The 12,181-nt window shown below is 68.1% G+C and carries 12 protein-coding genes; 4 read left to right on the top strand and 8 right to left on the bottom strand.

Going from position 1 to position 12,181, the window contains the following annotated elements; translation table 11 throughout:
• Positions 1 to 38: 38 nt before the first annotated feature.
• A complete protein-coding gene (locus tag AB4Z55_RS19495) occupies positions 39 to 686 on the bottom strand; it encodes a response regulator transcription factor (protein ID WP_033203760.1) in 648 nt (215 codons plus the stop codon).
• A 160-nt stretch (positions 687 to 846) separates the two neighbouring features.
• Between AB4Z55_RS19495 and AB4Z55_RS19490 the strand changes: the two genes are divergently transcribed.
• On the top strand, positions 847 to 2,568 hold the full coding sequence (locus tag AB4Z55_RS19490; protein ID WP_354560091.1) for a GAF domain-containing protein: 1,722 nt from the start codon (positions 847 to 849) through the stop codon (positions 2,566 to 2,568).
• Between the two features lie 306 nt (positions 2,569 to 2,874).
• On the opposite strand, the gene AB4Z55_RS19485 is transcribed toward AB4Z55_RS19490, so the two are convergent.
• From AB4Z55_RS19485 to glpX, 4 genes are all read right to left on the bottom strand, one after another.
• Positions 2,875 to 3,564, bottom strand: a complete 690-nt coding sequence (locus AB4Z55_RS19485; protein ID WP_004019350.1) for a PIG-L deacetylase family protein — start codon at positions 3,562 to 3,564, stop codon at positions 2,875 to 2,877.
• Positions 3,565 to 3,569: 5 nt separating this feature from the next.
• A complete protein-coding gene (locus tag AB4Z55_RS19480) occupies positions 3,570 to 4,976 on the bottom strand; it encodes a class II fumarate hydratase (RefSeq protein WP_354560092.1) in 1,407 nt (468 codons plus the stop codon).
• 6 nt (positions 4,977 to 4,982) lie between these two features.
• Positions 4,983 to 6,680 carry a fumarate hydratase gene (locus AB4Z55_RS19475; RefSeq protein ID WP_101819276.1) on the bottom strand — a complete coding sequence of 566 codons (1,698 nt, stop codon included), beginning with the start codon at positions 6,678 to 6,680 and terminating at the stop codon, positions 4,983 to 4,985.
• Between the two features lie 120 nt (positions 6,681 to 6,800).
• Positions 6,801 to 7,796 (bottom strand): class II fructose-bisphosphatase, encoded by a 996-nt coding sequence (gene glpX, locus AB4Z55_RS19470; RefSeq protein WP_004019347.1) that lies wholly within the window; start codon positions 7,794 to 7,796, stop codon positions 6,801 to 6,803.
• 130 nt (positions 7,797 to 7,926) lie between these two features.
• Between glpX and AB4Z55_RS19465 the strand changes: the two genes are divergently transcribed.
• Both AB4Z55_RS19465 and AB4Z55_RS19460 read left to right on the top strand, forming a co-directional pair.
• Positions 7,927 to 8,505, top strand: a complete 579-nt coding sequence (locus AB4Z55_RS19465) for a DUF4245 domain-containing protein (RefSeq protein ID WP_033203614.1) — start codon at positions 7,927 to 7,929, stop codon at positions 8,503 to 8,505.
• Positions 8,506 to 8,562: 57 nt separating this feature from the next.
• On the top strand, positions 8,563 to 8,889 hold the full coding sequence (locus tag AB4Z55_RS19460) for a hypothetical protein (RefSeq protein WP_354560094.1): 327 nt from the start codon (positions 8,563 to 8,565) through the stop codon (positions 8,887 to 8,889).
• Here the strand turns inward: AB4Z55_RS19460 and AB4Z55_RS19455 are convergent, their stop codons facing one another.
• Genes AB4Z55_RS19455 through AB4Z55_RS19445 form a run of 3 tightly spaced genes read right to left on the bottom strand, consistent with a single transcriptional unit; the run spans position 8,890 to position 11,140 of the window.
• Positions 8,890 to 9,135 (bottom strand): exodeoxyribonuclease VII small subunit, encoded by a 246-nt coding sequence (locus AB4Z55_RS19455; RefSeq protein ID WP_354560096.1) that lies wholly within the window; start codon positions 9,133 to 9,135, stop codon positions 8,890 to 8,892.
• Positions 9,132 to 10,457: an exodeoxyribonuclease VII large subunit gene (gene xseA, locus AB4Z55_RS19450; RefSeq protein WP_354560098.1), complete on the bottom strand. Its 1,326-nt coding sequence runs from the start codon at positions 10,455 to 10,457 to the stop codon at positions 9,132 to 9,134. The genes AB4Z55_RS19455 and xseA overlap by 4 nt, the downstream gene beginning before the upstream one ends.
• Positions 10,454 to 11,140 carry a lipid droplet-associated protein gene (locus AB4Z55_RS19445; protein ID WP_248645078.1) on the bottom strand — a complete coding sequence of 229 codons (687 nt, stop codon included), beginning with the start codon at positions 11,138 to 11,140 and terminating at the stop codon, positions 10,454 to 10,456. The genes xseA and AB4Z55_RS19445 overlap by 4 nt, the downstream gene beginning before the upstream one ends.
• 52 nt (positions 11,141 to 11,192) lie before the next feature.
• On the opposite strand from AB4Z55_RS19445, the gene AB4Z55_RS19440 reads away from it, so the two are divergent.
• Positions 11,193 to 12,146 (top strand): 4-hydroxy-3-methylbut-2-enyl diphosphate reductase, encoded by a 954-nt coding sequence (locus AB4Z55_RS19440; RefSeq protein ID WP_004019341.1) that lies wholly within the window; start codon positions 11,193 to 11,195, stop codon positions 12,144 to 12,146.
• Positions 12,147 to 12,181: the final 35 nt, after the last annotated feature.

Raw genomic sequence — 12,181 nt, 5'->3', positions numbered from 1 at the left:
CCCCCATCGTGGGGACCAAGGACCCTGTCGGGGAGGGCTCAGCGTCGTCGATCGCGGTTCGCGGCCTTGGCCGCATACACGGCCGCCTGCGTGCGCCGTTCCATCCCGAGCCGGCTGAGAAGTCGCGAGACGTAGTTCTTGACGGTTTTCTCCGCGAGATGCATGCGAGCGGCGATCTGACGGTTCGTCAGACCCTCTCCGAGGAGGGCGAGCAGTGTGCGGTCCTGTTCGCTGAGACCGTCGTCCACGGGCTTCTCGGCGTCCTGTCGCGCGCGCAATCGGTCCATCAGGGCCGCGGCGGCGCGGTTGTCGAGCAGCGATCGACCGGCGCCGACCTCCGTGATGGCCCGTGCCAGCTCCATACCGGTGATGTCCTTGATGACATAGCCGCTGGCCCCGGCCAGGATGGCGTCCATCATCGCCTCGTCGTCGGTCAGCGAGGTCAGCATGAGACAGCGGAGGCCGTCCACCCTGCTCAGGAGGTCGCGGCACAGTTCGATGCCGTTGCCGTCAGGCAGCCGGACATCGAGTACGGCGACGTCCGGCGACACCGCGGGAATCCGCGCCAGCGCCTGCGCGACGGACGCGGCTTCGCCGACCACCTCAACGTCGGCTACGGAGTCGAGGAGTTCGACAAGACCCCGGCGGACGATTTCGTGGTCGTCGACCAGGAAAACCCGGATCATGCCGTCTCCCTCCGGCAACGGACGCACAGATTGTACGGCGCGGCGAACGATATCGCCGAATGTGCGCACGGCGAACAAACGATTTCCCCGGATTCCGCGGTCCGAAACCTCGTTCGACCGAAGCACGGCGGTTGAATTCGTCTCTGACTATGATCTGAATATGGTTTCCGAATTCTCGGAACTCGACCCGAGATCGCTCGAAATGCAGAAAGCGCTGTCGCAGATGCGATTGCGCGAGTTGCTCGACGAGGTCTCCGACCGGATCGGTCAGATCGCCGACGTGCGCGATCAGACCGACGGACTTCTCCAGGCGATGCTCGTCGTCAGCTCCGGGCTCGACCTGGAAACCACGCTCGAATCGATCGTCGCGTCGGCGATCCGGCTGGTCGACGCCGAGTACGGCGCGCTCGGTGTGCTCGGGAGCGGCCACCACCTGTCCGCATTCCTCTCGCAGGGCATCGACGACGACACCCGCGTGCTGATCGGCAACCTGCCCACCGGGGGCGGCGTCCTCGGCCAGCTCATCGATCAGCCCGAACTCCTGCGACTGTCCGACCTGTCCGAGCACCCCGAATCGGTGGGATTCCCCGCCAATCATCCGCCGATGACCAGTTTCCTCGGCACCCCGATCCGGGTTCGGGACGAGATCTTCGGCAATCTCTACCTGACCGAGAAGAAGAACGGCGGGGTGTTCACCGAGGACGACGAGGTGGTGATCCAGGCGCTGGCCTCGGCGGCCGGGATCGCCATCGACAACGCCCGGCTCTACGAGCAGGCACAGAATCAGCTGGCCTGGATCGAGGCCAACCGCGACGTGATGACCGAATTGCTGACCGGCGCAGACCATCAGGATGTCCTCGAACAGATCGCACGGAAGGTGCTGAACCTCGCCGATGCCGACCTCGTCTTCATCGCCGAACCCCACGACACCGAGGAGCCCGTCGAACTGATCGACGAACTCGTCATCACGGTGGCCGAAGGAGCCGACGGGCACGTGTTCCGCGGGCAGAGCATCCCCATCACCGGGTCGACATCGGGAACCGCGTTCGTCCAGCGGACCCCGGTACTCCGTAATCACCTGGAATACGACGTCGGCGATTCGACGCGCTACGGGCCGGTCATGGCCGCCCCGCTGCGCACGGCGGATTCCACCAGGGGCGTGCTGATCGCGATGCGGGCCGACGGACGAGAACCGTTCGCGCGGGATCTCCTCGGGCTCAGCGCGGACTTCGCCGACCAGGCCGCACTGGCACTGCAAATGGCCACCGCGACGATGCAGACCCACCAGATGCGGGTCCTCGAAGATCGGGAACGCATCGCCCGCGATCTACACGATCACGTGATCCAGCGGATCTTCGCCGAAGGTCTCAGTCTGCAAGCGACGCTGCAGCGCACTCATTCACCCGACATCCGCTCGCGACTCACCCGCTCCATCAACAACCTGCAGGACATCGTCCAGGAGGTCCGGACGACCATCTTCGATCTGCAGGCCGAGGACATGACGGTGACCCGTCTGCGGCAGCGTGTGCAGGAGGTCATCGACCAGCAGATCGACGACCTGCCGATACAGATGCACGTCCGGACCTCGGGCCCGCTGTCGGTGGTCGAGCCACCGCTGGCCGAGCACGTCGTCGCCGTGACGCGCGAGGCGGTCAGCAACGTCGTCAAGCACGCCCGGGCGACGACGGTGACGGTGTCGATCGCGGTCGCCGACGAACTCGTGGTCGAGGTCATCGACGACGGCATCGGCCTGCCGTCGGACGTGACCCCCAGCGGCCTGCGCAATCTCGCACTCCGCGCGGAGAAGGTCGGCGGCGAGTTCACGCTGACCACTCCGCCGGACGGCGGTGGTCTCGCGCTGCGGTGGTCAGCGCAGCTCTAGCGGGGACGGGTCGGTCTCGGCGGGCAGCCGCCAGGCCGATGTCCGCTCGGTCAGCCAGGCCACTGAGTGCAGCCCGGTCAGCACGCCGAAGAGCACCAGCAGCCACACCGACAACCCGATGATCGCGCAAGCGACGAAGGCGGCGAACAGAACGACGAGAACGGCCGTGAAGGTGATGACGGTCCCCCTGGGAGAGGCTGGCTCCGACGGTGTGCGGAGAAACGGACCCCCACACCATCCACCGGTGGCGCACCCGGCGGGAGGGGCCGAAGGTCACCGACGGGAGGGCCAATGACCAAGCGGACGTCAGCTCCGGCGGCCTCGCTTCAGCTCGAAGCCGGCCACGTGGCCGCGGGGGTCGTCGTCCCGCGGCGCCGTCGCCATCTCGATCTGTGTCCGCGCCTGATCGAGCACGGGAGTGTCCGGGTCGAGGACCGAGAGGTATCGGTCGTGCGCGGCCAGAGCATGCACGGCCGTGTCGATCTGATCCTCGACCTCGACGACGTGGGTCGCCGCCGGGCCGTTCTCGAACAACCACGACGGTGGCGACTCCAGGGCGTCGTAGGTGTCGAGCACCGCCGCCGCGAACTCCATGTGGTCGCGCTGGTTCGGCATCCCCGGCGCCCATTCGGGGCCGCCGAACAGCGACACGATGACCTGCGGGCGGACGCGGTCGACGGTCTCGGCGATCTTGGCCCGCAACTCGGGGACATTGCGGATATCGCTGTCCGGAAAGCCCCAGAACTCGACCTCGTCGACGCCGACGATCGACGCCGACGCGCGCTGCTCGGCTTCCCGCAGCGGGCCGCATTCGGCCGGTGCCAGACCCTCGATGCCCCGCTCGCCGCTCGAGGCCAACGCGTACACCACGCGTCGGCCCTCGCCGGTCCAGCGGGCGACGGCCGCCGCCATCCCGTATTCGGGATCATCCGGGTGGGCGACGAGCACGAGCGCGGTCTGCCAGTCGGTGGGGAAGGGAAGCAGTTGCGCCGCCACGGTTCTCAGCGCTCCCGGTCGAGATTGGCCATCTTCAGCACGTCCAGTCGGGCGTCGAGCTCGTCCTCGGTCAGTTTCTCGCCGACCAGGCCGCGGTCGAGGACCGTCTCCCGGATCGTCTTGCCGTCCTTGAGGGCCTGCTTGGCCACGGCTGCCGCTTCCTCGTACCCGATGGCGCTGTTGAGCGGGGTGACGATCGAGGGCGAACTCTCCGCGAGGGTGCGCAACCGCTCGGTGTTGGCCCGCAGGCCGGCGATGCACCGATCGGCGAACAACCGGGAGACGTTGGCGAGCAGCTTCTCCGACTCGAGGACGTTGCGCGCCATCATCGGGATGTAGACGTTGAGCTCGAACGCTCCGTTGCCACCTCCCCAGGTGACCGCGGCGTCGTTCCCGATGACCTGCGCCGCGACCTGTGTGACCGCTTCGGGCAGAACGGGATTGACCTTGCCCGGCATGATGGAGCTGCCCGGCTGCAGGTCCGGGAGGAGGATCTCACCGAGTCCGGTGAGAGGACCCGAGCCCATCCAGCGGACGTCGTTGGCGATCTTGGTGAGTGACACCGCGATCGTCTTCAGTTGACCGGAGAGTTCGACGAGCCCGTCGCGGGCCGCCTGTGCCTCGAAGTTGTCCTTCGCGAGGGTGAGGGACTCGACACCGGTGCGTCGTACGAGTTCGGCGACGACCTTGGTGCCGAAACCGGCCGGGGCGTTGAGGCCGGTGCCGACGGCGGTGCCGCCGATGGGCAGTTCGCCGACGCGGGGGAGGGTCGCAGTGATCCGCTCGATACCCGCCTCGACCTGGCGCGCGTAGCCGCCGAACTCCTGACCGAGCGTGACCGGTACGGCGTCCATCAGGTGCGTGCGACCGCTCTTGACAACCTCACGCCACTCGGTTGCCTTGTCGCCAAGCGCCTTCTGCAGGTGCTCGAGCGCCGGGATCAGATCGGTGACGGCAGCTTCGGTCGCGGCGACGTGCGTCGCCGTCGGGAACGTGTCGTTCGACGACTGGGACATGTTGACATGGTCGTTGGGGTGGACGTCCACGCCGCGTGACTTCGCGATCGACGCGATGACCTCGTTGGTGTTCATGTTCGAGCTGGTGCCCGAACCGGTCTGGAACACATCGATCGGGAACTGGTCGTCGTGGAGACCGTCGGCGATCTCGGTCGCCGCGGCGACGATCGCCTCGGCCTTCTCTGTGTCGAGGAGGCCGAGGTCGGAGTTGACCGTGGCGCAGGCCGCCTTCAGCAGTCCCATCGCGCGGATCTGCGTGCGCTCGAGCGGGCGTCCGCTGATCGGGAAGTTCTCGACCGCGCGCTGCGTCTGGGCCCGCCACAGGGCGTCGACGGGCACCCGGACCTCGCCCATGGTGTCGTGCTCGATGCGGTACTGCTCGTCTGCCTCGGTCATCGGTGACTACTCCTTCGATCGAATCCTTATGCCGCTCAGCGGAACGTTCACGGCCCCGCTCGGGTCGGTGAAAAAGTCGTTGCCCTTGTCGTCAACAACGATGAATGCGGGAAAATTCTCGACCTCGATCTTCCACACGGCCTCCATGCCGAGTTCGGGGTACTCGATGATCTCCTGGCTCTTGATGCAGTCGAGCGCCAGACGTGCCGCGGGCCCGCCGATCGAGCCCAGATAGAAACCGCCGTGCGAGCCGCAGGCCTCGGTGACCTGTTTGGATCGATTTCCCTTGGCCAGCATGACCATCGAGCCACCCGCGGCCTGGAACTGCTCGACGTAGCTGTCCATCCGGCCGGCCGTGGTCGGCCCGAACGATCCCGACGCCATGCCCTCGGGGGTCTTCGCCGGTCCCGCGTAGTAGACGGGGTGGTCGCGCAGGTAGTCGGGCATCGGCTCGCCTGCGTCGAGACGCTCCTTGATCTTGGCGTGGGCGATGTCGCGCGCGACGACCAGCGGCCCGGTCAGCGACAGACGCGTCTTGACCGGATACTCCGAGAGCTGCGCGAGGATCTCGGCCATCGGCCGGTTGAGGTCCACCTCGACGACTTCGCCGCCCGAGATGTCTTCGGCCACACCGGCTGCGGGCATGTAGCGGGCCGGATCGGTCTCGAGCTGCTCGAGGAAGACCCCGTCGGCGGTGATCTTGCCGAGGGCCTGCCGGTCGGCCGAACACGACACCGCGATCGCCACCGGGCACGACGCGCCGTGGCGGGGCAGGCGGACGACGCGCACGTCGTGGCAGAAGTACTTGCCGCCGAACTGTGCTCCGATGCCGAAGGACTGGGTCAGTTCGAAGACCTTGTCCTCGAGCTCGAGGTCACGGAACCCGTGGGCCGACATCGAACCCTCCGTGGGCAGGTTGTCGAGATAGTGGGCCGACGCGTATTTGGCGGTCTTGAGCGCGAATTCGGCTGAGGTACCGCCGATCACGACGGCGAGGTGATACGGCGGGCACGCCGCCGTGCCCAGTGAGCGGATCTTCTCGTCGAGGAACGTGAGGATGCTCGTCGGGTTCAGGATCGCCTTGGTCTCCTGGAACAGGAACGACTTGTTGGCGCTGCCACCGCCCTTGGCCATGAACAGGAACTTGTATTCCGGACCCTTGGGTCCCTGCTCGGTCGCGTAGATCTCGACCTGCGCGGGCAGGTTGGAGCCGGTGTTCTTCTCCTCGTAGGTCGTCAGCGGGGCCAGCTGCGAGTACCGCAGGTTCAGCTGGGTGTAGGCGTCGTAGACACCCCGGGAGATGGCTTCGGCGTCGTCGGTGCCGGTCAGGACCCCTTCGCTCTTCTTGCCCATCACGATCGCGGTGCCGGTGTCCTGGCACATGGGCAGCACGCCGCCGGCGGAGATGTTGACGTTCTTGAGCAGGTCGAGGGCGACGAAACGGTCGTTGCCCGACGCCTCCGGGTCGTCGATGATCTTGCGCAGCTGCGCGAGGTGAGCCGGGCGCAGGTAGTGGCTGATGTCGTGCATGGCCTCGGCGGTGAGCCTCCGGATGGCCTCCGGATCGACCTGCAGGAAGGTCCGACCGCCCGCGGAGAACGTGGACACACCGTCGGTCGTGATCAACCGGTACGGGGTCTCGTCGGCGCCGGTGGGGAGCAGATCGGAGTAGAGAAACTCGGGGGCTGAGGCTGGTTTACTCACGGACCGCATCGTATCGCCCGACGAGAACGGCCCCACGCCAGAGGTTCGCTCGTCGTCGAGCCTCGTGGACATGGGGCCGGTGGGGGCCCGGGATCGGAAGTCACCGCATTCGGTGCGATCTCAGAGATCGAGACGCGAGTACCCGCGGAGCTTGGCCGGCTTGTGCACGGCCTCGATACGACGGACGGTGCCGGACTTCGACCGCATCACCAGCGACCGGGTGGTGGCACCGTTCGGTCGGTAGGTGACGCCGCGCAGCATGTCGCCGTTGGTGACACCGGTGGCGCAGAAGAAGGCGTTCTCGCCGCTGACGAGGATGTCGTTGGTCAGGACGCGGTCGAGGTCGTGGCCGGCGTCGAGGGCCTTCTGGCGCTCCTGGTCGGTCTGGGGCCACAGCTTGCCCTGGATCTCGCCGCCCATGCACTTCATCGCCACCGCGGTGATGATGCCCTCGGGGGTGCCGCCGACGCCCATCAGCATGTCGACGGTGGAGTAGTCGTCGGCCGCGGCAACGGCACCGGCGACGTCGCCGTCGGAGATGAGGCGGATCTTGGCGCCGGCCTGACGGATCTCGCCGATGAGATCGGCATGGCGCGGACGGTCGAGGACGATGACCGTCAGGTCCGCGACGTCGATCCCCTTCGCCTTGGCGACCGAGTTGATGTTCCACTCGACGGACTCGTTGATGTTGATGGCGCCCTTGGCGTCCGGCCCGACGGCGATCTTGTCCATGTAGAACACCGCTGACGGGTCGTACATGGTGCCGCGCTCGCTGACGGCGAGCACCGAGATCGAGTTGGGGCGGCCCTCTGCCATCAGCGTGGTGCCGTCGATGGGGTCGACGGCGACATCGCAGTCGGGGCCCTCGCCGTTGCCGACCTCCTCGCCGTTGTAGAGCATCGGCGCCTCGTCCTTCTCGCCTTCGCCGATGACCACGACACCGCGCATCGACACCGACGAGAGAAGTTCGCGCATCGCGTCGACGGCGGCGCCGTCACCGCCGTTCTTGTCACCCCGGCCGACCCATCGCCCGGCCGCGAGAGCAGCCGACTCGGTCACGCGGACCAACTCCATCGCGAGGTTGCGGTCCGGGGCCTGATGGGTGCTGGCGGTCATGGGCAATCGACTCCTCTGTTCGGCGCTGATCGGGGAGCGCCGAGTGATTGTGGCGGTGGTCTCAGAGACCATCCTTGCATGTCACACCGGGCATTCGGTCAGTGACCCTGCTGGTGGGATACTCGGCGCCATGGCAGACAAACCCCGCATTCTGATCAACGGCAAGGACATGTTCTGGTCGTTGGTGCCGTTGCTCGCCCTGTGCGCGCTGGTGCTGATCGCGTCGGGGAACTGCTCGGTCGGGGCGTCGAAAGACGTGGCCGACAGCAAGCTGCCGCCGTTCGACGTGGTCAGCGCTTTGAATGCCGACGCGAGTCAGCTCCCGTTCCCGATCCGCCGCCCGCCGACGCCGGCGGGGTGGCGGCCCAACTCCGGTTCGTCGGACGCGATCGAGGGGCACCGGATCAGCACGGTGGGGTGGCTGAGCAGCGGTGGCGCGTATGTCCAGCTCAGCCAGACCGATGCGCCGGAGGACGTGTTCGTGCCGTATCTGGGCGGGAGTCGGGGTGATTTCGGCGACATCGCCGGCACCGGCACTCGGCAGGCAGGTGGGCGCCAGTGGGTGACCTACGAGACGGCGGAGGGCAAGAAGTTCTGGATCACCGATCTCGGCGCCGTTCGCATCGCGGTGCTGTCGCGGGGCAGCGATGCCGACATCGAGACGATCGCGTCGTCGGTCGTCGCCCAGGCCCCGCTGCGAATGGGGTAGCGCACTACTCGTGAGGACCCGGGTCGGAGTCCATAGCGTCGTCTCCAGGAGGCGCTCATGGATGGGGGATCCGGGTTCGGGCCACACTTCGTGTGGACGCGACTCGTAGTGGCCGCGGTCCTGGTGATGCTGGTGGTGGTCGTTCCGGGGCAACGTGCGGGCGCGATCGTCGTGCACGCCGTACCGCCCGCCGCAGTGGCGGCGACCGCGCCCGGTCCGGGTCTGGGGCCATCCTCCGAAACCGTGGTGGGGCGGCCGCTTTCCTCCCGATCGAGGGGCCGGGAGGATCGTCGGCCGGTCCTCGCCCGAGCCGCTGCGCGACCGTCCGCCGAACATGCTCGCATCAGCGCTCTCGACCGTGAGGTGCTCGCGCGGTTCGACTGATCAGTCGTCGTCCTCGTCGTCGCGGTCGGTGCTCTTCTCGGAGATGACCGCCTCGATGCGTTCCCGTGCTCCGCGCAGGTGCTCCTCGCAGCGCGTGGCGAGGGCCTCGCCGCGTTCCCACAGTGCCAGCGAGGCGTCGAGATCGAGCCCGCCGTGCTCGAGCGTGGTGACGATCTCGGCGAGCTCGTCCCGTGCCTCCTCGTATCCGAGTTCGTCGATGGGGGTGAATGTCTCGTCGGTGCTCACGCGTCTCCTCCGTCTGTCTGCGCGTTCGTCGGTCTCGTGGCGGATCGGGCGCGGGAGCGTCGTGGGGCTGGTCCGTCGACCCGTGCGGTCGCGGCGCCGTCGGCGACCCGGATGCGCAGGGACGCGCCCGGTGGCAGGTCCGCGAGGGCGCCGACCACATGCGGCGGGTCGGTGTCGGTGCGCTGGACCACCGCGTAGCCGCGCGCCAGCGTCTGTGCGGGACCGAGGGTGGACAGTCGCGCGGCGAGATGGTCGCCGCGACGTTCCTCGGAGTCGATGTGGCGCAACACATCCCGACGCAGCGCGCGGACCAGCTCGGCCACCCGCGCGGCTTCGGAGTCCACCAGCACCCCGGGACGGGCCAGTACCGGACGGGCCCGGAACGACCCCACGACGCCGGACTCCCGGCGCACCCAGTTGCGCAGCGCCTGCGCACTCCGGCGACGCAGGTCGGCGATCCCGGCGAGTTCGGCCTCGACGTCGGGGACCACGCGTTTGGCGGCATCGGTCGGGGTCGCCGCGCGCAGGTCCGCGACGAAATCGAGCAACGGATTGTCCGGTTCGTGTCCGATCGCGCTGACCACCGGTGTCCGGCATCGTGCGACCGCGCGCAACAACGCCTCGTCGGAGAAGGGGAGCAGGTCTTCGACGCTGCCCCCGCCCCGCGCGATGATGATGACCTCGACATCTGGATGTGCGTCGAGTTCGGCGAGATGGGTGAGGATGCGGGCGACGGCCGTCGGACCCTGCACGGGCGCTTCCCGGATGTCGAACCGTACGTCCGACCAGCGTGCCGTCGCCACGCTCACCACATCGTGCTGGGCGGCGCTCGCGCGTCCGCTGATGAGCCCGACGGCCCGCGGGAGGAAGGGCAGCGGCCGCTTGAGGCGCGCGTCGAAGAGTCCCTCGGCGGCCATGAGCTGCCGCAGTCGTTCGATGCGCAGCAACAGCTCGCCGATGCCCACCGCGCGTATCTCGCTGACCCGCAGGGAGACCGTGCCGCGGCCGGTGTAGTAGCTCGGCCGGCCCAGGACCACCACGGAACTGCCGTCGGTGAGCGGGACCTCGGTGCGCGCCAAGAGGTCCGGGCTGCACGTCACCGAGATCGAGATGTCTGCGGCGGGGTCGCGGAGGGTGAGGAATGCGGTCCGGGTACCCGGGCGCCGGCTGATCTGGGTGACCTGACCCTCCACCCAGATCTGTCCGAGCCGATGGATCCAGTCGGCGATCTTGGTGTTCACCGTCCGGACCGGCCACGGGTGTTCGGCCGAGTTCGGCGACGAGGAACGTCGCGGTGTGTCGCTCGTGTCGGCCCCGGTCACGCTTCGGTGGAGCGCTTGTTCTGCGCGGCTATCCGGTTCTCCAGCATCGTCACGAACGGAGCGCGGTTGCGGGCGGTCTTCTCGTAGTCGACGAGCGCCATCAGATCGTCGATGGCCACCGAGCGGAGTCGGGCGCGCAGTTGAGCGAGGGTCAAGGAGTCGTAGTCGATGAGTTCGACGATCTCGGGACCCGAGCCGTTGGAGGCGCCCACCGCCTCGGCGCCCGGCACCTCGGCCGCGACGACGTCGTCGGGGGTCGAGCTGTACAGCGCGAAGCGTCCGGCGTCGGCTCGCGGCGGAGCGGCGAGATCGGCGTCGGTGGCGGCCTCCTCGACCTCGTCGTCGATGCTGGTCGGTGCGGGGGTCTTGGCTGCCGGCTCGCGATCCGGGGTCGGTGTGGCGCGAGCGGGCGTCGAGTCCGGCTCGGGGGCCTCCGCCTCGTCCTCGTCGAAGCGCGCCCACTCGGGCTGTTCGTCGGGTCGGTCGAAGAACATCTCGAGAGCGGCGTCGCCCTTGATGGCCAGTTCGGCGATGTTCTGCTGCGCCCGCATGCCGGCCTGCAGTGTCTGGCTGACCGCGGTCATCGGCAAGGTGATGAGGAGCGCCGGGAGCTTCCGTGTCTCCTCGAGGGCGGTGACGATCAGACCTGCGGCTATCCGGGCCGGGTATGGTGCGCGATCCATGCCAACACTCTGCCATCACGGGCAACGCCGCGTAACCCGTACCCTGGGAAGCATGTCTGAGACGAAGCGTGTCCTGCTCGCCGAACCCCGGGGCTACTGCGCTGGTGTCGACCGTGCGGTGGAGACCGTCGAGCGTGCGCTCGACAAGCACGGCGCTCCCGTCTACGTGCGCAAGGAGATCGTCCACAACAGGCACGTCGTGGAGACCCTCGCCGAGCGCGGTGCGATCTTCGTGGGCGAGACCGACGAGGTGCCCGAGGGTGCGATCGTCGTCTTCTCGGCGCACGGGGTCTCCCCGCTGGTCCACCAGACCGCCGCCGAACGCAACCTGCGGACGATCGACGCGACCTGTCCGCTGGTCACCAAGGTCCACCAGGAGGCCAAGCGGTTCGCGCGCGACGACTACGACATCCTGCTGATCGGTCACGAGGGCCACGAGGAGGTCGAGGGCACGGCCGGCGAGGCCCCCGAACACATCCAGCTGGTCGACGGCCCCGACAGTGTGGACTCGGTCACGGTGCGCGACGAGTCCAAGCTCGTGTGGCTGTCGCAGACCACCCTCTCCGTCGACGAGACCATGGAGACCGTCCGGCGCCTGCGGGAGAAGTTCCCGCTGCTCAACGACCCGCCCAGCGACGACATCTGCTACGCCACCCAGAACCGCCAGGTGGCGGTCAAGGCGATGGCGCCCGAGTGCGATCTGGTGATCGTCGTCGGGTCGCAGAACTCGTCGAACTCGGTACGCCTCGTGGAAGTGGCGCTGCAAGCGGGTGCCCGGGCCGGCCACCTGGTCGACTACGCACGGGAGATCGACGAGACCTGGCTCGAGGGTGTCACCACCGTCGGCGTCACCTCCGGCGCATCGGTGCCCGAGGTCTTGGTCCGCGGCGTCCTCGACTACCTGGCCGAGCGCGGCTACGGCACGGTCGAGACGGTCAACACGGCCAACGAGACGCTGACCTTCGCGCTTCCGCGCGAGCTGCGTCCCGCGCGTTCGTCCAGCTGACGACGCCGCGAGCGGTGTGGCCGGTCGCGGCGCGA

This window comes from Gordonia sp. ABKF26, assembly GCF_041103195.1.
Classification (GTDB): Bacteria; Actinomycetota; Actinomycetes; order Mycobacteriales; family Mycobacteriaceae; genus Gordonia; species Gordonia terrae.
The sequence above is the reverse complement of the archived record's forward strand: the minus strand, read 5'-3'. Positions and strand labels throughout refer to the sequence as shown.

What these genes read in the sequence shown, in the direction of transcription:
- AB4Z55_RS19440 (WP_004019341.1), top strand. Translation starts at nt 11,193, where the DNA reads ATGTCTGAGACGAAGCGTGTCCTGCTCGCCGAACCCCGGGGCTACTGC.
- AB4Z55_RS19495 (WP_033203760.1), bottom strand. Translation starts at nt 686, where the DNA reads ATGATCCGGGTTTTCCTGGTCGACGACCACGAAATCGTCCGCCGGGGT.
- AB4Z55_RS19460 (WP_354560094.1), top strand. Translation starts at nt 8,563, where the DNA reads ATGGATGGGGGATCCGGGTTCGGGCCACACTTCGTGTGGACGCGACTC.
- AB4Z55_RS19445 (WP_248645078.1), bottom strand. Translation starts at nt 11,140, where the DNA reads ATGGATCGCGCACCATACCCGGCCCGGATAGCCGCAGGTCTGATCGTC.
- AB4Z55_RS19490 (WP_354560091.1), top strand. Translation starts at nt 847, where the DNA reads ATGGTTTCCGAATTCTCGGAACTCGACCCGAGATCGCTCGAAATGCAG.
- AB4Z55_RS19480 (WP_354560092.1), bottom strand. Translation starts at nt 4,976, where the DNA reads ATGACCGAGGCAGACGAGCAGTACCGCATCGAGCACGACACCATGGGC.
- AB4Z55_RS19465 (WP_033203614.1), top strand. Translation starts at nt 7,927, where the DNA reads ATGGCAGACAAACCCCGCATTCTGATCAACGGCAAGGACATGTTCTGG.
- glpX (WP_004019347.1), bottom strand. Translation starts at nt 7,796, where the DNA reads ATGACCGCCAGCACCCATCAGGCCCCGGACCGCAACCTCGCGATGGAG.